19 protein-coding genes are annotated in these 22159 nt (G+C 44.4%); 11 read left to right on the top strand and 8 right to left on the bottom strand.

Annotated elements, in window-relative coordinates:
- Window positions 1-25: 25 nt before the first annotated feature.
- The gene (locus F967_RS13175; protein ID WP_004800405.1) at window positions 26-562 is read left to right on the top strand and encodes a DUF2726 domain-containing protein; all 537 of its coding nucleotides are present in this window, start codon (window positions 26-28) and stop codon (window positions 560-562) included.
- Here the strand turns inward: F967_RS13175 and F967_RS13170 are convergent.
- From F967_RS13170 to mdtD, 4 genes are all read right to left on the bottom strand, one after another.
- Window positions 559-915 (bottom strand): RidA family protein, encoded by a 357-nt coding sequence (locus tag F967_RS13170; RefSeq protein WP_004800403.1) that lies wholly within the window; start codon window positions 913-915, stop codon window positions 559-561. The genes F967_RS13175 and F967_RS13170 overlap by 4 nt on opposite strands.
- 510 nt (window positions 916-1425) lie before the next feature.
- Window positions 1426-2493 (bottom strand): DNA polymerase IV, encoded by a 1068-nt coding sequence (gene dinB / locus F967_RS13165; RefSeq protein WP_004800401.1) that lies wholly within the window; start codon window positions 2491-2493, stop codon window positions 1426-1428.
- A complete protein-coding gene (locus F967_RS13160; RefSeq protein ID WP_034431292.1) occupies window positions 2483-3244 on the bottom strand; it encodes a glycoside hydrolase family 25 protein in 762 nt (253 codons plus the stop codon). Before F967_RS13160 ends, dinB begins: the two co-directional genes overlap by 11 nt.
- 27 nt (window positions 3245-3271) lie before the next feature.
- A complete protein-coding gene (gene mdtD, locus F967_RS13155) occupies window positions 3272-4660 on the bottom strand; it encodes a multidrug transporter subunit MdtD (protein WP_004800397.1) in 1389 nt (462 codons plus the stop codon).
- Between the two features lie 163 nt (window positions 4661-4823).
- Between mdtD and F967_RS13150 the strand changes: the two genes are divergently transcribed.
- Complete coding sequence (locus F967_RS13150; RefSeq protein ID WP_004800395.1) at window positions 4824-6848, top strand: choice-of-anchor I family protein; 2025 nt, start codon at window positions 4824-4826, stop codon at window positions 6846-6848.
- Window positions 6849-6889: 41 nt separating this feature from the next.
- Here the strand turns inward: F967_RS13150 and F967_RS13145 are convergent, their stop codons facing one another.
- Window positions 6890-7510, bottom strand: coding sequence for an LOG family protein (locus F967_RS13145; RefSeq protein WP_004674232.1), 621 nt, complete (start codon window positions 7508-7510; stop codon window positions 6890-6892).
- Between the two features lie 325 nt (window positions 7511-7835).
- Here F967_RS13145 and F967_RS13140 point away from each other — a divergent pair, with 325 nt between their 5' ends.
- From F967_RS13140 to F967_RS13120, 5 genes are all read left to right on the top strand, one after another.
- Entirely contained in the window at window positions 7836-9419 is a 1584-nt protein-coding gene (locus tag F967_RS13140; protein WP_004800393.1) for a TerC family protein, read from the top strand.
- Between the two features lie 81 nt (window positions 9420-9500).
- A complete protein-coding gene (locus tag F967_RS13135; RefSeq protein WP_004800391.1) occupies window positions 9501-9971 on the top strand; it encodes a YchJ family protein in 471 nt (156 codons plus the stop codon).
- Between the two features lie 52 nt (window positions 9972-10023).
- Window positions 10024-10668 (top strand): trimeric intracellular cation channel family protein, encoded by a 645-nt coding sequence (locus F967_RS13130; RefSeq protein ID WP_004680789.1) that lies wholly within the window; start codon window positions 10024-10026, stop codon window positions 10666-10668.
- Between the two features lie 131 nt (window positions 10669-10799).
- Complete coding sequence (gene parC, locus F967_RS13125; RefSeq protein WP_004800389.1) at window positions 10800-13019, top strand: DNA topoisomerase IV subunit A; 2220 nt, start codon at window positions 10800-10802, stop codon at window positions 13017-13019.
- Window positions 13020-13175: 156 nt separating this feature from the next.
- Window positions 13176-14855, top strand: a complete 1680-nt coding sequence (locus tag F967_RS13120; RefSeq protein WP_004800387.1) for a long-chain-fatty-acid--CoA ligase — start codon at window positions 13176-13178, stop codon at window positions 14853-14855.
- A 37-nt stretch (window positions 14856-14892) separates the two neighbouring features.
- Here the strand turns inward: F967_RS13120 and F967_RS13115 are convergent, their stop codons facing one another.
- Window positions 14893-15282, bottom strand: coding sequence for a hypothetical protein (locus F967_RS13115; RefSeq protein ID WP_004800383.1), 390 nt, complete (start codon window positions 15280-15282; stop codon window positions 14893-14895).
- Between the two features lie 150 nt (window positions 15283-15432).
- On the opposite strand from F967_RS13115, the gene F967_RS13110 reads away from it, so the two are divergent.
- Window positions 15433-15831: an MAPEG family protein gene (locus tag F967_RS13110; RefSeq protein WP_004763672.1), complete on the top strand. Its 399-nt coding sequence runs from the start codon at window positions 15433-15435 to the stop codon at window positions 15829-15831.
- A gap of 116 nt (window positions 15832-15947) precedes the next feature.
- Complete coding sequence (gene ppa, locus F967_RS13105) at window positions 15948-16475, top strand: inorganic diphosphatase (RefSeq protein WP_004800381.1); 528 nt, start codon at window positions 15948-15950, stop codon at window positions 16473-16475.
- A gap of 101 nt (window positions 16476-16576) precedes the next feature.
- On the opposite strand, the gene F967_RS13100 is transcribed toward ppa, so the two are convergent.
- Window positions 16577-17902, bottom strand: coding sequence for an OprD family outer membrane porin (locus F967_RS13100; protein WP_004763673.1), 1326 nt, complete (start codon window positions 17900-17902; stop codon window positions 16577-16579).
- Window positions 17903-18626: 724 nt separating this feature from the next.
- Here F967_RS13100 and F967_RS13090 point away from each other — a divergent pair.
- Both F967_RS13090 and F967_RS13085 read left to right on the top strand, forming a co-directional pair.
- Window positions 18627-19394 (top strand): TorF family putative porin, encoded by a 768-nt coding sequence (locus F967_RS13090; RefSeq protein ID WP_004800379.1) that lies wholly within the window; start codon window positions 18627-18629, stop codon window positions 19392-19394.
- Between the two features lie 452 nt (window positions 19395-19846).
- Window positions 19847-20611: a TorF family putative porin gene (locus F967_RS13085; protein ID WP_004800377.1), complete on the top strand. Its 765-nt coding sequence runs from the start codon at window positions 19847-19849 to the stop codon at window positions 20609-20611.
- 51 nt (window positions 20612-20662) lie between these two features.
- On the opposite strand, the gene F967_RS13080 is transcribed toward F967_RS13085, so the two are convergent.
- Entirely contained in the window at window positions 20663-22150 is a 1488-nt protein-coding gene (locus F967_RS13080; RefSeq protein WP_004800374.1) for a YifB family Mg chelatase-like AAA ATPase, read from the bottom strand.
- Window positions 22151-22159: the final 9 nt, after the last annotated feature.

Below are 22159 nucleotides of genomic sequence, written 5' to 3'. Positions count from 1 at the left end.
AAAAATCTAAAGGGATTGGTTAGAAATGTATTATTTCATAACAATAGTTGGACTACTGTTTATTACAGTATTTGCAGTTCGAAGTTTGCACCAAAATCGGCGTCAGGACAGCCCACTGAAACGACGTGGTATCCTGAATATTTCTGAACAGATTACCCTGATGCGTTTAAAGGCGGTTTTGCCACGGCATACCGTATTGGCGCATGTGTCTTTTGATGCCTTGCTCACCACAAAGTTTGCCCATACCCGCCGTAAGTATCAGGGGCTAGTTGCCGATTTTGTGGTGCTGGACCAGCAGCATCAGGTGCTTGCCATCATTGAGATCGCAGACCAGTCGTATGTCAATCGCCTGCAACAAAAACATTATCAGGACAGTCTGCTGGAACTGGCTGGATACCGTGTATTGCGTTACAGCGCGATTCCAACTGAACAGGAATTACGGAAAGACCTGATTCCTGACCTGTTCGCGCCTGCTACACCAAGAACCGCTACACCAGTGACCATGCCACAGGCGGCGGAGCGCGCGATAAAATACAACGTTCTGGCGGTGAAATCGTCCTAGTCTGGACGCACTGCCGTGACGGTCATTTCCACCAGAACATCAGGCGCATAGAGCTTGGATTCCACACAGGTACGTGCTGGGGGATGCCCCTCAGCAATCCACGCATCCCAAACGGCATTCATGGCCCCATAATCTTTTTCAATGTCTTTCAGGAAAATAAACACAGATAAAATATGGGTTTTGTCTGTGCCTGCCTCAGACAGTAAACGGTCAATGTTGTCTAAGGTTTGCTGGGTCTGTGCGCCAATATTCAGGCTGGTGTCATCTGCCAGTTGTCCAGCCAGATGAACCTGATTTCCTGAAATTGCAACTTCGCAATAGCGTGAGGTGACATGAAGTCGTTGCACAGACATAATGATGATCTAATTAAAAAAAACATAGGCTGATTGTACTGCATGCCCTCTAGCCACAGTGTAATTTTGTATAAATCAGCCAGCAAAGCTTTCCATGCGAACCAGCCTGCGTTGCTGGAAAAATAAAATGCAGTGTTGCTGCGGGCAAATGATCATATTGCCAAGATTCAGCAACTGAATTTTTGCCTCTCTTAGTCGAGTCAGGCAGAAGTCTCGCGCATTCAAGATATTCTAATTGTATGGATACAGTTTAGTTGAACACAGTAGGGAGAAAAGTGCAATCCTGAAAATTTTATGGGTGGGGAAATTGAGAAAGGACACCAGAAGTGCCCTGTAATATTCGGATTTGATCGTCACGCCAACCACAGGAGCAGATGCTAAAAGTGAGGATTTCTTTAGCATCAGCAAATCACATGGATAATGTGATTGCGCTGCCTAGAGTACTGAAAAGCGCATAAAAAGCAAACATAAATTTAAACAAAAACCATGCTTTTGAGTAAAAAAACGCCACTACCACAAGCAAAGCTGGGGTTCCTGCTGGGCGTGCTGTAATTGATACAAGCCCACGCCAACCAGCCGAAACTGTAAACTGGGTTCAATATGCATTTCATTCAGCAATTGCAACACCACCTGCCACAGGTCCTGCTGCGATTGCAGGGGCTGTTTAAAGCTTTTACTGTGCTGTAAAACCTGAAAATTCTTTAACTTCAACTTGACGTTGACACCACGGGCCGTCAACTGCTTCTTATTCAGGCTACGCCAGACCTGTTCTGTCAATGGCTGCCATGTATGGCTGCATTGATCAAGGGTGTAGTCAGCATCAAAGGTGATCTCTTTTGATATTTGTTGGCGTTCCCGTTCAGCCTTGACAGGGCGTTGGTCAATGCCTTGGGCATATAGATAGAGCTGTTTGCCATATTTGCCAAAATGGTGAATCAGCACCTTTTCCTCAATTTGTTGCAGTTGACCCAAGGTATGCAGATTGAGTTGATGCAGCTTGTGCTGGGTCACCTTGCCAACACCGTGAATTTTACTGACGGGCAAATCCTGAATGAAGCTGAGTACCTGTGAGGGCTTGATCACAAACAGGCCATTAGGCTTGTTCCAGTCGGATGCGATTTTTGCCAGAAACTTATTCGGGGCAACGCCTGCAGAAGCGGTCAGTCCAGTGACTGCCAGAATATCGGCACGGATTTGTGTTGCAACCTCAGTGGCACTGGGGATGTTTTTTAGGTTTTCGGTGACATCCAGATAGGCCTCATCCAGTGACAGCGGTTCAATCAGTGGGGTATATTGCTGAAAAATCTGGTGGATTTGTGCAGAGACCTCACGGTATTTCTCAAAGTTGGGTTCAAGTACAATCACCTGTGGGCAAAGTTTTCGCGCCTGTCCCATCGACATGGCGGAACGCAGGCCAAAGACACGGGCAGGGTAGGATGCGGCGGCGACCACGCCACGGGTATGATGAAAGGCCACCACCACAGGCAGGTCCTTGAGTTCGGGACGTTCCCTTAACTCAACTGAGGCATAGAAGGCATCCATGTCGATATGGATGATCTTGCGTAGCTCATTTGCCATCCTGAATGCCTTGCTCTTTTAAAAAGACTCGCCACTGTTTGGGAGAGTCGACATAAACATTTAAATCGACTGGTTTATCAATGCCATCAATTTTGCCATTCTGGGTATGTTGCCAAAACAGCCATTGCCGTCCATCTTTCAGCTTGGGCTGTTCCTGATAATCACGTACCCAAAGCGGCGTATGGACAAAGCTGCCCATCAGTACAATATGGTAAAAGCTCTTGGAGATATAAAAAATGGGCTGCTTGCCGTAGTGCTGCTGTAGCTGGTCATGCATGACCTGAATTTCCCTGAGTAACTGCTCCTTGGTAAAGGTGTTGATACAGTTGCTGTCATATTCAAGGTCAATCACAGGCGGCAGGGCATCCGCTTTGTTGGGTACGGTGGCGATAAAGTTTTCCGCCTGCACCTTGCCATCCCGACATAAACGATAGAAGTGGTAGGCACCAACATGCAGGCCCTGTTCGCGTGCCTTAAGCCAGTTTTCCTGAAAGTTTCGGTCCTTAAAATCACCACCCTCGGTGGCTTTTAGATAGACAAACTGGTACTGCACTGGAGAGATCTTTTTCCAGTTAATCTCACCCTGATGGTGCGAAACATCAAAGCCACGAATGGCGTAGTCCTGCGCAGAGGCTTTCTGCTGATGGAACAGGCCGAAATAGCTCACCACACCAAGCATGACAGCCAAGCCAACACTGGCATAGGTTGGATAATATCGGGAAAGTGGATGTTTCGCAGGTTTCTTTGCCATGTTGTCAGCTATATTTTTTTCACGCATTTAGTCTGCCATTTCTTTTGGAATTTGCCAAAATACCAGTGCGGTGACCAGGTTGATACAACCCAGTGTGATTAATGTGGCATGGAACGCAGTGGTGAGGGAAGCGGTTGAGAAATGCTGACCAAACACATTAATCAAGGTTCCTGCCAACGCCACCCCAATACTCATGGATAGCATCATGATCATGGAAAGGAAACTGTTGCCACTGCTGGCATCCTGTTGCGGCAGGTCTTTCAGGGTTAGGGTGTTCATCCCGACAAATTGCAGCGAATTTAGTGTACCAAAGATAAACAGGTGCAGCACTTTAAGCCATAGTGGGGTTGCTGCTGTCATTAGGGCGAAACTGGCGATACATAATCCAACCAGAACGGTATTGGTCAGTAGAAAACGGCGGTAGCCAACACGCTGGATCAAAGGGCGGATAATTGGCTTAGAAAATAATGAGCCCAATACCAGTGGAATCATCATTAAACCTGTGAAGAACGGTTCAAAACCAAAAGCCACCTGTAGCATCAGCGGTAAAATAAAGGGAATGGCGTTACTGCCCAGACGTGCAAAGAAGTTGCCTAAAACCCCAATCGAAAAGATTTTGTAGCGAAACAGGCGGCCATGAAACAACGCGTTTTGATGGCTATGCGCATGATAGGCATAGCCAATGGTGGCAATAGTTCCTATCACCAGCAGGCTAATGCTGACAAGGCGGGAATATTGGGGTGCCGCAATATTTTCAATACCCAACGACAGGCCGACCATCGCGATCATCAACAGAATGAAACCACTTAAATCAAAGGGTTTTACCGTGGGTTCGGTCTGGTTCGGCATGACTTTCAGGGTCATGATCATGCCAAGTACGCCCATCGGCAGGTTGATCAGGAAAATCCAGTGCCATGTCGCCACTTCAACTAGCCATCCTCCTAAAGTTGGACCCATCAATGGGCCAATCAACCCAGCCAGACTCATTAAACTCATGGCGGAAAGGAACTGCGAGCGTGGAATAATCTTCAGCAATGCCAAACGCCCCACGGGCATCAGCAATGCGCCACCAACGCCTTGTATTACCCGAAAAAACAGCAGTTGATTCAGGTTCTGCGATAACCCACAGCCCATTGAGGCAAGGCTAAAAATCATCATTGAGGCAAGGTAGACATTGCGAATCCCAAAGCGGTCGGCCAGCCAGCCACTCAATGGAATGCAGGCCGCCACAGACAGCACGTAGGCCACGATCACCCCATGCATCTGCAAGGGGTTTTCATTGAGCTGGGCCGCCATACCTGGAATTGCGGTGTTGACAATGGTGGTGTCCAGCGCCTGCATAAAGAAGCCAATGGAAACCAGTAACACCAGCAGTCGAAATTCAGGCTGTACCGCTTGATGGGTGGTTGTGGACATGCAATATCATGAATAAAGGTTTTAGCTTAGTTTAAGGCAACCCTGATGAAAATAAAGGCTTAAATTGTCAAGGAGCTGTCATGAAATTGACATGAGACTGTCATCCAGCTTGAATCTCAAGGCATTAGCTTAGCCGTACAAAAGAAATGTATGGGAGTTGATGATGAAATTTAAGATTTCAGTTTTATTGACGGCACTGTTGTCGATGGGGATGGTTGGCTGTGAAGATGATCAGGACATCTTGCCGAAAGAAGAAGTGCAGCCAAAACCAGAAGTGGTTGAGCCGAAGCCTGAACCTAAGCCAGAGGTTGAAGCAACGCCAGAGCGTATTCAACTCAGCTTGCTGGGGCGTTATGAGGCGGGTGCGTTTGGTGTCAGTGCTGCGGAAATTCCAGCCTATGATCCTGCAACGAAACGTGCGTTTATTGTCAATGCCAAAGCAGGCGCATTAGATGTCCTTGATTTATCCAATCCAGCTCAGCCTGTGTTGCTCAAATCGCTGACTGTAACGGATATTGCTGCGGGTGCAACCGTGAATAGTGTCAGTATTCGTCAGGGGATTATTGCGATTGCCATTGAAGCGGGCAAGAAAACCGATACAGGTTTTGTGGCTTTTTATCAGGCAAGTGATTTAAGCCGTTTAAGCTATGTGCCTGTGGGGGCATTGCCTGATATGTTGACCTTTAGCCCAGATGGTCAAACGGTATTGGTTGCCAATGAGGGTGAGCCGTCAGACGATTACCAAATTGACCCAGAGGGTTCAATCAGTGTGATTAATGTCAGTGACATTCATAAACCAAGCGTGAAAACGGCAGATTTTAAGGCATTTAATAGCCAAACAGCAGCATTGCTTGCCAAGGGTGTGCGTATTTATGGGCCGAACGCCAGCGTTGCCCAAGATTTAGAGCCTGAATATATTGCGGTTTCCAGTGATGGCAAAACCGCCTGGGCAAGCCTACAGGAAAATAATGCGATTGCGGTGATTGATATTGCCACAGCAACCGTGACTTCAATTGAGGCATTCGGACTGAAAGATCATGGTTTAACGGATAGCTCATTTAAATCCATGCTGGATAGCAGCAAAAATTCAAGTAATGCCTTGGATGTGAGCGATTTTGATGGCAAGAAAACCGTACAGGATATTCTGATCAAGGCATGGTCGGGCCTGAAAGGCATGTATCAGCCAGATAGTATTGCTGCATATACCGCAGCGGATAATAAAACCTATTTGATTTCTGCCAATGAGGGCGATTCACGTGCATGGGGTGAGACGACCGTAGAATATTTTGGCCTGACCAAACCAAAAGATTTTGAGAAAAATAAATTAAAACGTTGTGATAACGACAACAGCAAAGGCTTTGTTGAAGAATGGCGTGTGAAGCATCTTGTGCATAAAGATGGTTTTGACCGCCGTTGTGCCGATGATCTACCCGCGCATTTACGTGACCTCGCCGCAGGTGCGCATTTGAACCCAACAGTGTTTGGCTATTGTGGTGCGACCAAGGGCGATGCAGGCGATTGCCGTGATGATAAACAGTTGGGGCGTTTAAAAGTGACATGGACACAAGGTTATCAAACTGAAAATGGTAAACCTGTGTACTACTCCAAAGCAGGCGATAAAATCGGGGTCAATGGTAATCCACTCACTGACTATTTGATGTATGACGCGTTATATGTATTGGGTGGCCGTTCATTCTCGATTTGGGACACGCAGAATCAGGTTAAGATTGCCTATGATTCAGGCGACTTTATTGAACAGTACCTGAATAGTGATCAGTGTAAGTTGGGTAAGGCGCGTAATATTCCATGTAAAAACTGGTTTAACAGCAACCATGAAAAAGGCAATACACTGGGTGGGCGTAGCAGTAACAAAGGCCCAGAACCAGAAGGTCTGACCATTGGTAAAATTGGCAATAAACAATTCCTGTTCTTGGGTCTTGAGCGTATGGGTGGGGTGATGGTCTTTGATGTGAGCCAGCCAAAACAACCGATTTTTCAGGACTATTTAAACACCCGTGAAATCTGGGATGAAGCAGATCCATCAAAGAACTTGTCTGCACATGGCGATCTAGGCCCAGAGGGATTGATCTTTATTGCCGCCAAGGATTCACCAAATGGCAAACCAATGTTGATCGTTGGTAATGAAGTCAGTGGTTCAACCGCGATCTATCAGGTCAATACACAGTAAAAAATAAAGCGGATCAGATGATCCGCTTTTTTATGTTCTTTTTAAACCCTGATATGTTCAGGACTATTCAGATTTTTGATGACATTGGAAATCTGCTCAGGATTTTCACAAATAATCAGTTTGGCACGATGCTGGGGCGGTAAAAAGCCCTCATCAACGGCATGGTCAAGCTGGGCAATCAGCGCATCATAAAAACGGTTGACGTTATAGATAATCATGGGTTTTTGGTGCTGGTTGAGCTGTCCCCAGGTGGCGATTTCCAGAATCTCCTCGAACGTTCCCAATCCGCCTGGCAGGGCGATAAAGGCACTGGCACGTTCCGCCATCAGGGCTTTGCGTTCATGCATGCTTTTGACGATATGCAGTTCGGTCAACTGGCTGTGCGCAATTTCATAGTCCAGCATAAATTCGGGAATCACCCCCACCACTTCACCGCCATGCTCAAGCACGGTGTCGGCAACCTGACCCATCAGGCCAATGCTGGCCCCGCCATAGACGATTCCGAAACCCTGAGTGGCAATATGCTGGGCCAGTTCAATGGCTGTGTCACGGTAAATGGGTTTGTTGCCTGTACGGGAACCGCAATATAAGGCAATCAGGGATTGGGTAGTTTTGATGGGAGATGTTTCGTTGTTTTCAGTCATTTTTACAATACTATTCATTCAGTTTATTTTTACCTTATCATTTTCACTGTCGTTGTCTAGGTTAAATGACTTTTATGACAATTTGATGCACACTTTCCATACAAGCTTCTCTGTAAACTTTAGAAAAAAATTACCAAGATCATGCTTATAAAAATGATGAATTTCACCGCAATCTTGCCTATACTGAAAATCCTTTTATTAATCTATGTACCTCTATGAGTAGTGGTTGTTGTCGCTCCGCTTTGTTCTTTTTTCCTATAAAAAATGTTTTGGCTACCTGTGCCGACCTTTTAGATTTTAAATTTCATCATAACACTGCCAATTTTGCAGAGGAGTCAGCTCAATGATTCTGGAATGGATGTCCGACCCCTCTGCATGGGTTGGTCTGGCGACATTGGTTGTACTTGAAATTGTACTGGGTATTGATAACCTGGTGTTTATCGCCATTTTGGCAGAGAAACTACCACCTCACCAACGTAACGCCGCACGTAGAATTGGTTTAGTGCTCGCTTTGCTAATGCGTCTGGTGCTGCTCGCATCTATTGCATGGGTAGTGACCCTAACCGAACCACTATTTCATATATTTGACCATGCTTTCTCAGGTCGAGACCTCATCCTGTTGTTCGGTGGTGTGTTCCTGTTGTTCAAGGGAACCATGGAACTGCATGAACGGATTGAGGGCAAGCAGGCATTAAAAGAAGAAAACCCTGTCCATGCCGCGTTCTGGATGGTGGTGGTTCAGATCGTGGTGCTGGATGCCGTGTTCTCACTCGACAGCGTGATTACTGCCGTGGGGATGGTGAAAGAGCTTTCCATCATGATGATCGCAGTGACCATTGCGATTGGTATCATGCTGCTGGCGTCACGCCCGTTGATGGATTTCGTCAATAAGCATCCAACCGTGGTGATCCTGTGTCTTGGCTTCCTGATGATGATTGGTTTCTCGCTGGTGGTTGAGGGCTTTGGCTTCCATATTCCGAAAGGCTACCTCTATGCAGCGATTGGTTTTTCTGTACTGGTCGAAATGGTCAACCAAACCATGCGCCGCAATCAGGAGAAACTGGTCACCACCACAGATTTACGCTACCGCACCGCATCGGCTGTTTTGCGTATGCTGGGCAGTAAAGGCAATGGTGGTGAAGGGCAGAACAACGAGTCTGAAGATGTGTTGGCGACACAGGCCTACGCCAAGGAAGTGTTTGATGAGGACAATGGCGTGTATCACAGCGTACTGGTACAGGGCGTATTGGGGCTGTCTGAGCGTCCTGTAAAATCAGTGATGACACCACGTCCTGAGCTGGAATGGCTTGACCTTGCGGCTGACCCAGCCGAATTGAAAGAACGTTTGATGGCAATGACCCATTCACGCCTGATCATTGCACGGGGTGAGCTGGATAATATTGAGGGTGTGGTACTGACCCATAAAATTCTCAATGAATACATTGAAACAGGAACGATTGATTTCAGTAAACATCTGCGTGAACCTGTGATTGTGCATGAAAATGCGCAGGTGTTGATGGTGATGGAGCAACTGCGTCAGGCACCCTTGCAAATGGCAATCGTACTGAATGAATATGGTTCGATTGAGGGCATTGCCACACCAATTGACGTACTGGAAGCAATTGCGGGTGAATTTCCTGATGAGGACGAACTTGAAGCGGCGGCGGAAAGTCTTGAAGATGGTTCCATGATATTGGAGGGTTCAACTGATATTCGCCATGTTTCATTGCTGCTGGGTAAAGATCTGGTGGATGAAAGTGAGGAATACTCAACCCTGTCTGGTTATCTCCTGTTCCATTTGGGCCGTTTACCTGAAAATGGTGAGACGGTTGAAGCAGATGGCTACCGCTTTGAAGTGGTGACCATGGATGGGCACAAAATTGAAAAAGTGCGCATCAGCGCGGAAGAGAAACAAGCAGAGAATTAATTAAGTTCCATCTCAATAGCCTTTGAGTTTGATCTTGTTGTACAAGATTTTCTCAGGGCTATTTTTATTTGAGGGTTGAAAATGACCTCCTTAGAACACTGTCCATGTGGGCAGGGGCAATATGCGGTGTGCTGCCAGCCCTTGCATTTGAAACAGAAAACGGCCCAAACGGCTGAACAATTGATGCGTTCACGCTACAGCGCCTTTGCCTTGCAGCAGATTGACTACATTCTGGAAACCACGGCGTTGGGACAGCAGGATTTTTTAGACCGCGCCGCAATTGCGAATTGGAGCAAGGCGAATCAGTGGCTGAAACTGGAAGTGGTACAACACCAGCCTAAACTGGATAAAAGCCATGCCTTGGTAGAATTCAAGGCCCATTATCACGATGGAAAACAGCAACACATTCATCATGAAATTTCACATTTTGTGTTGCATCAGCAACACTGGTATTTTCTTGATCCAACGCTGGATATGCAGATCACCATGAAACAACCCTGTATCTGTGGCTCGGGGAAAAAATTTAAGCAATGCTGTGCGCAATTCCTCTAAGTTTGACTTAAAATAGCGCACACTTTTATGCCTGATTTAAGGATGTAGGCAGATGTTGCTCACCGTGATTTATATAATTGCCATCACTGCGGAAGCCATGACAGGTGCACTGTCGGCAGGGCGACGCAGTATGGACTGGTTCGGTGTGGTGCTGATTGCCTGTGTCACTGCACTGGGTGGTGGCTCCGTGCGTGATGTGTTGCTGGGACATTATCCTTTAACCTGGGTCAAGCATCCTGAATATCTGGTTTTGACCTGCTGCGCGGCATTTGTCACCATCATTATTGCCAAGTGGATGAAGCATTTACGTAGTGTATTCTTATTACTCGATGCCATGGGCTTAATTGGCTTCACCATCATTGGCTGTCAAATTGCCTTGTCGATGGGGCATGGTTTTGTGGTTTCCGCCGTGGCTGGGGTCTTAACAGGGGTATCGGGGGGTATTTTGCGCGATATCTTGTGTAATGATGTGCCACTAGTGTTCCGTCGTGAGCTGTATGCCAGTATTTCCTTTGTTGCCGTGATTTGTTATTGGGTCTGTCTAGAGGTTGGACTACCACATGACCTTACCGTAATTTTTACCTTGGTGTTTGGTTTCACCTTGCGCGTGATTGCAATTTATTTTGGTCTGGAAATGCCAAAATTTATTTATAAGGAAGATGATGCTGAGTCTGCATCTTCAACGGATGAGCATTGACAAGACACCACTTGACGCATAAACAACAACAAAGACTTGTCACAATGCTTTCTCCGCATATGAGCTGCGGTTATAGCAGCGCAAGGGCATTTACGATAACATTAAGTAAATTTTTTATATGACTTGCTGATATGACCAGCCTTGCACATCATGCAACAGAAAACCGCTCCGTAGCCGAATTCACAGAACAAGCTTACCTCAACTATGCCATGTACGTGATTATGGATCGTGCATTGCCCCATATCAGTGATGGCCTGAAACCCGTACAGCGCCGTATTGTCTATGCGATGAGTGAACTGGGTCTGAAATCAACAGGCAAGCCAAAGAAGTCCGCACGTACCGTAGGTGATGTACTGGGTAAATATCATCCACATGGTGACTCTGCCTGCTATGAGGCGATGGTATTGATGGCCCAGCCATTCAGCTATCGCTATCCGCTAATTGAGGGGCAGGGCAACTGGGGTTCACCTGATGATCCAAAATCCTTTGCGGCAATGCGTTATACCGAAGCCAAACTTTCTGCCTACAGTGAACTGTTGCTGAGCGAGTTGGGACAGGGCACTAGTGAATGGCAGGACAACTTTGATGGTTCGATGAAAGAACCAATCACTTTACCCGCCCGTATTCCAAATATTCTACTCAATGGTACGACGGGCATTGCGGTGGGTATGGCAACCGATATTCCACCACATAATTTGCGTGAAGTGGTCAAGGGAACGATTGCCCTGATTCGTAACCCTGAAACCACTGATGAAAAACTGGCGGAATATATTCCTGCACCAGATTTGCCGACCAAAGCTGAAATCATTACCCCGCCTGAAGAGTTGTTAAAGATTCAAACCACAGGGCGTGGTAGCTATCGTGCGCGTGCAGTGTATACGGTCGAAAAAAATGAAATCGTGATTACGGAGCTTCCATATCAGGTTTCAGGCTCTAAAGTTGTGACTCAAATTGCTGACCAGATGATTGCGAAGAAGTTACCTCTGGTCGCAGATATTCGTGATGAGTCGGATCATCGAAATCCAACGCGATTAGTCATTGTATTGCGTTCCAACCGTGTCGATGCTGAAACGGTGATGAGCCATTTATTTGCCACCACTGATCTGGAATCCAGCTATCGCGTCAACCTGAACATGATTGGGGCAGATGGCCGTCCGCAAGTCAAATCCATTCGCCGAATCTTGTTGGAATGGATTGAGATTCGTAAGCAAACTGTGACTCGCCGTTTGCAGTACCATTTAAATAAAATCGAAAAACGTTTGCATATCCTGGCAGGTCTTTTAATTGCCTATCTTGATATTGATACCGTGATTCGCATCATCCGTGAGGAAGACCAGCCCAAACCTGTGTTGATGCAGCATTTCGGTATTGACGATATTCAGGCCGAAGCCATTCTGGAACTCAAGCTTCGTCATTTGGCCAAGCTTGAAGAAATGGAAATCCGCCGTGAGCAGGAGGAGTTGGAAGCAAAAGCAGCCATTATCCGTGAACAACTGGCAAATCCAGAATCATTGAAAAGCCTGATTATCAATGAACTGAAAGAAGATGCGAAAAAATTTGGTGATGACCGACGTTCGCCAATCGTTGCGCGTGCGGATGCCGTCCAGATTAAGGAACAGGATTTAATGCCTGCCGAAACCGTGACGGTGGTGTTGTCCGAGGCTGGGTGGGTACGTGCCGCCAAAGGTGCGGAAGTTGATGCGGCCAACCTGAATTATCGTGCAGGTGACCAATACTTGAGCCATGCAGTCGGTAAAACCAATCAACGGGTGTATTTCCTCGATGAGACAGGGCGTAGCTATTCCTTGCCAATCAGCAGTTTGCCATCCGCACGTGGTTTGGGTGAGCCCTTAAGTTCCAAGCTTGCACCTGCAAGCGGCGTATCCTTTATTCAGGTCTTTATTGCAGATGATAACAGTGAGCTACTTGCCGTCAGTTCAAATGGCTATGGCTTTAAAACCCAGGCCGCACAACTGGATACCAATGCCAAGGCAGGTAAGGCGTTCTTGACGGTTGCAGACAAGGCAACGGCCTTGCCCCTACTTCCAGTTCAGCAGGCCACACATGCCGCCATCCTGAGTTCATCAGGCCGTTTACTCATCATTGACTTGGCCGAACTGCCTGTCCTGAACAAAGGAAAAGGTAACAAGTTGATACAACTTGAGGAAAAAGAGCAGATTTTATCCATGACAACCCTGACGTTAGATGAAATAATCCAAGTCGCTGCAGGACAACAGCACTTAAAACTGAAAGGGGATGATCTCCAAAAATATATAGGAAAAAGAGCAACAAAGGGGCAACTTTTACCACGAGGATATCAAAAAGCAAATAGACTCCTCATTCAGAGATAAGGCTAGTATTCTGTGATATAAATACGTTATATATGACAATGTATTCATATTGTTTGAATAGATTGACGCGGCAATTCACAAAGTTAAAAAAATGTTTTGTCATGGAAGTAACATTGTTACTATTTTTAAGGATTACCACTCGGAGATAATGGCATTATGGAAAAGATTTGGTTTGCTGAATACAAAAAGACAGGAATTCCAGAAACAGTTGCACTGCCTGCTGAAAACACCTCACTTGTTGATATTTTTGAACGCAATTTCCAAAAATTTGGTTCACGTGATGCCTTTATCTTTATGGATAAAGTTTTAACGTATAATGAATTAGAAGTCGCCAGCCGTAAATTTGCCACCTACCTGCAAAGTCTGGGCTTGAAAAAAGGATCGCGTGTTGCGGTGATGATGCCGAACGTATTCCAGTATCCAGTGGTGGCATTGGGTGTGTTCCGTGCAGGTCTGGTCCTTGTGAACGTGAACCCACTCTATACAGCGCGTGAGCTTGACCATCAGTTAAATGACTCAGGTGCTGAAGCACTGGTGATCATTGAAAACTTTGCCAGCGTATATCAAAGCATTATTGGCAAAACACCTGTGAAGCATGTGATTGTTGCCTCTGTGGGGGATATGTTGGGGACGCTTAAAGGCACCATCGTAAACTTCGTTTTACGCAAGGTCCGCAAGCAAATTCCAGCATGGAATATCCCTGGTCATGTGAAGTTCAACACTGCATTGAACAAAGTGAGCCCAAGCAACTACAAGCGTCCAAGCCTGACTTTAAGCGATACGGCTGTACTTCAATATACGGGCGGTACCACAGGTGTTTCTAAAGGTGCTGAGTTAACACACCGTAACTTGGTTTCTAACCTATTACAATGTGATGGTATTTTCTCAAGTAAATTTGGCACAGGTGACGGTTCTAAAGATGATCGTATTGTCTGTGCATTGCCGCTTTACCATATCTTTGCATTCATGGTGTGCGCGCTTTACGGTATGTATAAAGGTCAAGCCAATATCCTGATTCCAAACCCACGTGACCTACCAGCAGTCGTTGGCGAGTTGCGTAAATACCAGCCTTCATTCTTCCCAGCAGTGAACACATTGTTCAATGCCTTGGTGAATAACGAAGAATTCAAGCAGCTTGACCATAGCAAATTGAAGATGGCAATGGGTGGTGGTATGGCGGTATTGCCATCGACTGCTGAAGCGTGGAAAAAAGTGACGGGTACCATTATCATTGAAGGTTATGGCTTGTCTGAAACTTCACCAGTTGCGACAGCAAACCCACCAGCAACCACAGAGTTCAGTGGCACAATTGGTATTCCATTGCCGTTGACTGAAGTGGTATTGCTTGATGATGATGGTAATGAAGTTGCTCAGGGTGAACAGGGTGAAATTTCGATTCGTGGTCCTCAAGTCATGAAAGGCTACTGGAACCGTCCTGATGAAACTGAAAAAGTCATGACGAAAGATGGCTTCTTCCGTACTGGCGATATCGGTGTCATGGACACACGCGGTTACTTCAAGATCGTAGACCGTAAGAAAGACATGATCCTGGTATCTGGCTTCAACGTTTACCCAAGTGAAATTGAAGAAGTGATTGCAAAACATCCGAAAGTATTGGAAGTGGCTGCAATTGGTGTTCCAGATGAAAAATCAGGCGAAGTGCCGAAGTTGTTCATTGTGAAGAAAGATCCATCTTTAACCACTGAAGAAGTGCTTGCTTATGCAAAACAAAACCTAACTGGCTACAAGTGCCCGCGTTATGTTGAGTTTATGGAAGAACTACCTAAATCAAACGTTGGTAAAATCCTGCGTAAAGATTTACGTAAACCAGCTTAAGCTGTGCTGTAAAAAACGCCGCAATTGCGGCGTTTTTTTATTTATGATTAGATTTCATTAACCAGCGATCAATATAAGGACGGCCAATTCCCACAATTCCTACAAATACCAGCATGGTGGCAAGCTGAAAACGCAAGCGGCTCGGGTCGATTCCATTAAAGCTAAAATAATTGTCCGCAAAGACATACAGTACAATCACCACTAGCCAGTGCCAAAGAGTGAAACGCTGAATCCCCACCGCATAAAAGGCAATGGTCAGCACCACAAAAGTTCCCAATGTAGACTGCCAGTTTAAGTTGGCACAAATCACGCTCAGCAGAAACGCCATAATAGGCAGAACCACTTTCAGCACGCGATCAACCAAAAGCTGATGCTGCCGTTGTTTGGCAAGGACATCAAACATTTCTTTTTGATTTTGAGGTTGCATAACTTGACCTTAAAACAGTATGAAAAAACAGAACTTTTACACAAAGAAAATATTTAAAGGAAACACTTGGCGAACAAGCACAAATGAAAATTCAATAGATTATGAGTTATGATAGCATGATCAGCAGAACTTCAAATGATGGATGTGAGCATGCAAGGTATTAGCGGCATTATATTGATGATTATCATCGCATGTTTGTTGCCGTATGTTTTTACCCTGATTGCAAAAGCAAAAGGTGGCTTCCAAGCAAAGGATAATCAGAATCCGCGTGAATTTTTGGCGAAAACGACAGGTCTAGCCGCCAGAGCCAATGCAGTACAACAGAATAGTTTTGAAAGTCTACCGTTATTTATCGCTGCAATTTTAATGGCCGAATATATGGTTGTGCCTGAGAAATTTATTCTGAGCTTAGGCTGGGCATATATCGTATTTCGCATTATTTATGGCATCTGTTATTTAGCGAACCTAGCCACTTTACGTTCGATTATTTGGTTTTTTTCAATATTTTGTCCAATTTTATTGTTTGTGATTACGATTAAAGTGACCTAAATTGATGTTGAGTATAAAATTCTTTAACGCTCAGCATATCTAGCATCATTTTTATGGTATTCACGCTATAATCTGTCGGATTTACATCTAAGTTCACAAGATAAAAGAGTGTTGATATGAGTTATAGCAATATTCCTGCGGGTAAAGACGCACCAAATGACATCTATGTCATCATTGAAATTCCTGCAAACGCAGCGCCAATCAAATACGAAATCGATAAAGATTCTGATGCGTTGTTTGTAGACCGTTTCATGGGTACAGCAATGTTCTACCCAGCTAACTATGGTTATGTACCAAATACATTATCTGAAGATGGCGATCCATTAGACGTACTTGTTGTAACTCCACATCCTGTTGCTGCGGGTTCTGTGATTCGTTGCCGTCCAGTGGGCAAACTAAACATGGAAGATGATGGTGGTATCGATGCGAAACTCATCGCTGTGCCACATGAAAAATTATCTCCATTGTATAAAGATGTTCAGGAATATACCGATCTTCCTCCGCTGTTGATCAGCCAAGTTGAGCATTTCTTTGCTCACTATAAAGATTTAGAGCCAGGTAAATGGGTAAAAATCAGTGGTTGGGAAAATGCTGATGTTGCAAAAGCTGAAGTATTGAAAGCCATCGAAGCTGCTAAAAAATAATTTTAAAAGATAAAGTCTGATTTTATCACCCTAAAATCAGGCTCATAAAAAACCGCCATTCAATTGAATGGCGGTTTTTTTATGAGTTGATCTAAATTGAATTAGAACAGTTTCACAGGAATATCAAGGAACAGGCGCCATTCATTGGTTGAGCCAATGACATTGCTGACATATTGACCAGAAACATTATTATAGGTATCACTTGAACGTAAGTAAGAATAGCGAACACGTAGGCTTGCATCTTTCAATGCACCTGTTTGAACTGTATATTTGACTTGGTTAAACAACTCATGTTCTTCGGCTTGGTCTATGATTTTTGAGCGATCTGTTATTTTAGCGATATCAATATCCCAGCCATAAACAAATGCAGTTGTCCAGTTTAGACCAGGTAAACCGTGATTTTTAAAGTTATAGTTATATTGTAGCCCGACAGATTTTTCATCATTACCATTAAAGTCACCTAAATAGGAATTAGGCACATAGATACTTTGTAAACCATCAGCATTATAGCCATAGTCATACCCAGTATTACCTGTGTTATCTTGATAAGAAAGCATGACGTTATGTACATCTTTGCCATAGCCCACTGAAACAGCCCAAATCGAGTTTTTACGGTTTGCTAGATCATCTGTGGTATGTGAATCAGTGAGCGCATCTTTATCCCATTTTGTATGATAACCCATGGCATCAAGTGTTAAGGTACTCTTGTCTTTTAAGCTTTGGGTAAAGTTTACATTGGCATAATGACGTTCTAATTTATCTTGAACATCTAAGCCATAATACGATGAATTGAGTTGATCATTAAATTTATATTTAGCACCCCAAACTACTGCACGATCAAGCCCTTGACCTGTCACATCTTTATCGGTACTAATTTGGTTTGACATTTGGTTTTTTGTGAACTTACCTGCAACCACATTTAGATTTGGAATTTCATTACTTTCAACGAAAACACCTGTGTAATACTCAGGTACTAAACGGGCTTGATTACTTGCCATGACAGGAAGTGTTGATACCTGTGTACCATAAGTCACGGTTGTGTTGGAAAGACGTGCTTTCACATTGGCACCACCACGAGCCCAATGATCATAAGCAAATCCACGATCATCTACAGGAATCATTTGATTACCCGTATTATTATTCGGACCAAGCTTAAAAGATGCATCACCTACTACGCCAACACCAAAGCCAATAATACCCTTTGTAAAACCTGATTGAAGATCAAAAATGGCAGTTTGCGCTGTTGAGCTTGTATCATTTGTTAAACCGTCTTTTTTATCACGATTTAAAAAGCCTGTGCGGAACAATACTGAACCATTTGCATCCTCAACAAAACCTTTTGCTTCGCTTTGTTCGCTTGCGTATGTTGAGGAGATCAATGCGGCATTAATCAAAACCGCCAATATAAGTTTCTGTGCCTTTGGCATGCTAAGCCTCGTAAATAACAAATTTGGGGAGAGAAACTGAAATTTTGACCAATTGTATAAGTTATGCGTAAAAAAGATAGATTTTTATTAAAATAATTTAATTAATTTTAAATAAAATAGTTATAGAATATTGTGATTTATTTTTTATTAAAACTAATGATTTTTTGAATTTAATACCTTGATTTTTATTAACTTTAAATTTATTTGTTGACTGTTTTTTTGATGGATTTTTTCTGGCCTGTTTTTAATAAAACACGTGATTATTTTATGTATTTTTTCTTTTAATTTAATTATTTATTTACTACTTGGTTGAAAATAGCTCATTTGGCTAGTAAAAAATACCAGCCCGATGAATGGTATTGGTGCTTAACTCTATCTGGGTCGATTGCATCTGGCGCATTTTTGCATTTTTATTGAACATTTTATCTGGAGAGGGGCTGAAATATGAATTTCAATCATTCCAGCGGTTTTCATGGGTTAAAAAAAGCATTGTTTTTGTGCGAAAAATAGTATGGTTTTATTTATATGCCTTTAAATGGTTCAAATTTCAGCCGAAATCCTGCATCAAGCTTATAAATAGGGAAAGTGAAAATGCTTTTTAGTTCTTTAATAATAGAAATATATGATTTTATTGGCTTTTATTGAGTCGGCATAACCTTTGCAAGATACATTTTGATGCAATTTAAAACATAAATCAGTCAAATATCCATCATGGGGAGATCAAATGATGAAACTTGCATATAAAGCAGTGGCGTTAAGTGTTATGGCGATGGCTTCAACTTTGGCAATGGCTGAAGAATCGAATGCGCTGTCTCAGGCAGGTGTAAGCTTTGCAGGAACCGCTGCCTTAACTTCAGATTACCGTTATCGTGGTGTGACCCAAACTCAAAATGACCCTGCGGTGCAAGTTGGTTTTGCATTAACGCATGAATCAGGCCTTTATGCGGGTGTCTGGGGTTCCAATGTAAATTTTGGTGGTGCTGATCCACATCTTGAGCTAGACCCATATGTTGGTTATGCAACTGAACTGCCATTTGCAGGCAAACCCACTTTGGATGTTGGCCTATGGTATTACGGTTACCCAAGCGCATCAGATATCAACTGGCTTGAGCTTTACGCAAAACTTGGATTCAAGGATGTATTGACCTCTGGTGACAGCTTGTTGGGTGCAGTCAACTATACCAATGACTTTGCTGGTCTGGACGAAAATGGCTGGTATTTAAACGCCACTTATAATGTGCCGTTTGCCGCTGGCTTTGGTGGTGTGGCAAGCGTTGGCTATACCAAGGTGGATAACTACGACTTTAGCGACAGTGGCAGTGAAGATGACACCTATGTTGACTGGAAAGTGGGCCTCACCTATAACGTGAAGTCTGTTTCTGGCTTGACTGCTGAATTGGCTGCGATTGGCACCAATATTGATGCCAATGCCCAACCATACAAACGCGGTACAGAAACGGGTGCGGTGTTTACCTTAACCAAGGCATTCTAATGTGGCTAGGGATGTGTTGAACTTTCATTTATAAAGGTTTGCCAGATCCTCTAGCGAAGAAAACAGCCAGCACATATGCTGGCTGTTTTTTTATATCCGAAATTCGCCTAATGTGAGTGATCCATTCAGTATAGGGAAAAGCATCCCTGCACTTTTAGGGCGCACAGGAACGCTAAAAAAAGCGCCGTTTTCATGCGCCAACATTCTCCATGAGCGCACACTATTACCGCACCATATCGGTAAATTCTGAGTAAATATTAAAATTTATCAGGAAAGGTACTCATAATTAATTTTTATATCTAATTGTTATTTAAAATAAAAATATATTATTGTACAAAATTTTTTCTAAAAGCCCTGCATTCCATAAAAACTGGCACAGCATTTGCTGATTACACAGTGATGCAATTCAAAACATGAATCAGTTGAACATCTATAATATGGGGGAGATCAATATGATGAAATTTGCATGCAAGGCTATTGCTTTAAGTGTTATGGCTGTAACGTCAACTTTTGCTTTGGCTGAGGATAGTAAGCTTCCATTCTCAGGTGAAGTCACAGGTAATATTAGTGCTGTATCCAGCTATAATTTACGTGGCATTACCAATGCACCTGAAAATAGTGGTCCAGCTGTACAGGGTGGGCTGGACTATGGCTACAATGGCTTCTATCTAGGTTATTGGTTTTCAACCCTGGATTATTCATATGCCTGCCTAAACCCAGCAGGTTGTACTGCGACAGATGAGAGAAATTCATTTGAAAATGATTTTTATGCAGGCTATAAAGGAAAAATCACAGATGACCTGGGTTATCAGGTTGGTGGAACAATTTATTATTACTATCCTGGCTGGGAATCAACAGGATATGAAACTTTCCTGGGTCTAAGCTATAAAGAACTCACCGTAACGGCTCAAACGCTACTCAACAACGTGACTTTCGGTAATAAGGGTGACACCTATTTCCTTGCGACTTATGCACCTGCATTGCCTGCTGGTTTTACAGGTAAGGCACAGCTTGGTGCGTATTATTATGGTGATGATGACGAGTTCACTGCAAAAACAGAAAATACCTTTGCTTTCCGTCATGCAACGCTTGGTTTGTCTCATGCTTTAGGTACAACGGGCGCAAACTGGAGTCTGGATTACATTTTGGGTGGCTATGACCGTACTGAAATCAAACAAAAGAACAAGGTTGTGTTGGGACTGGCTTACGCTTTCTAATAACAATAAAAATCAAAGCGACCTCTAAGGTCGCTTTTTTTATGGCCTGATTTAGGCTGAATTACCCCGATAAGACAGTGCTTCAGTCAAGTGCGAGCTTGAGATGATTTCACTTTCTGCCAAATCCGCAATGGTTCGTGCCACACGTAACACCCGATGGTAGGCACGGGCTGAAAGATTTAGGCGCTGTTGGGCCATCTCAATGATTTTGCTTGAGCTGTCATCCAGACAGGCATATTGCTCCAGCAAAGTAGGTGAAAGTGCCTGATTTAAACATTGCTGCCGCTGAATTTGCTGTTGATAGGCTTTCATCACCCGCTGACGCACCGTTTCAGAGTTTTCACTCGGTGTCCGTTCCTGTAATTCATTTGCCTGCAAAGGCGGCACATCAATATGCAGGTCAATACGATCCAGCAATGGGCCAGAAATACGGTTTTGATAGCGCTGGATACTTTCAGGTGAACACTGGCAGCGACTGTCCTGATTAAATGCATAACCACAGGGACAGGGATTCATCGCGGCAATAAACTGGAAATTTGCTGGAAAGGTCATTTGCCTTGCAGCGCGAGAAATGACAATTTCTTTGGATTCAAGTGGCTGGCGTAAAACCTCAAGGACTTTTCGGTCAAACTCAGGCAGTTCATCCAAAAATAACACACCTAAATGGGCCAGGGTAATTTCACCTGGTTTGGGTTGTGAACCACCGCCTACCAATGCAATTGCCGAAGCAGTATGGTGTGGTGCGCGAAACGGCCTTTGCCCGAAAGTGTGCTGAGCATTTGCAACTGAGTAGATGCTGGCAACCTCTAAATTTTCCTGTGCATTTAATGGCGGTAAAATAGAGGGCAAACGCGAGGCGAGCAAGGTTTTACCTGTGCCTGGCGGCCCCTTAAATAATAATGAGTGTCCACCTGCCGCAGCAATTTCCAGCGCACGGCGGGGGCGTAACTGTCCTTTGACATCGGCGAGGTCAAATGGATAACGTGAGGATGCCGCCATTGATTTTTGTGGTGCAGCTTTTAGTAGCGAATTGCCCAGAAAATGTGCACACACCTGCTGTAAATGACTGGCTGCATACACTTCAAATTCAGGTAGTTGGCTGGCTTCATCGAGATTGGCTGTTGGCAGTAACAAGCGATGTTGTGCCTGCTGGCAAGCCATGGCAATGGTCAATGTTCCTGAAACAGGGCGTAAATGCCCATCCAGGGCAAGTTCACCAATAAACTCAAAACCATCGGTACAGTTTTCGGGTAACTGTCCAGAGGCGATCAGAATACCCAGTGCAATCGGCAAGTCTAAACGGGAACCATCCTTGGGCAGGTCTGCGGGTGCCAGATTAATGGTTAAACGCTTGGTTGGAAAAAGAAAACCACTGTTGATAATCGCAGAGCGCACACGATCCTTGCTTTCGCGGACTGCGGCTTCAGGCAACCCCACAATGGTTAGGGAGGGTAGGCCTGAGCTGATATGGACTTCCACTTCGATCTGGGGGGCATGTAGCCCCAGTAAGCCTCTCGTATAAATTTTGGCAAAAGACATTTTGTTATT

The sequence above is a fragment of the Acinetobacter sp. CIP 102637 genome (assembly GCF_000368425.1).
Lineage (GTDB): Bacteria > Pseudomonadota > Gammaproteobacteria > Pseudomonadales > Moraxellaceae > Acinetobacter > Acinetobacter parvus.
This window is presented reverse-complemented; position numbering and strand designations above follow the sequence as displayed.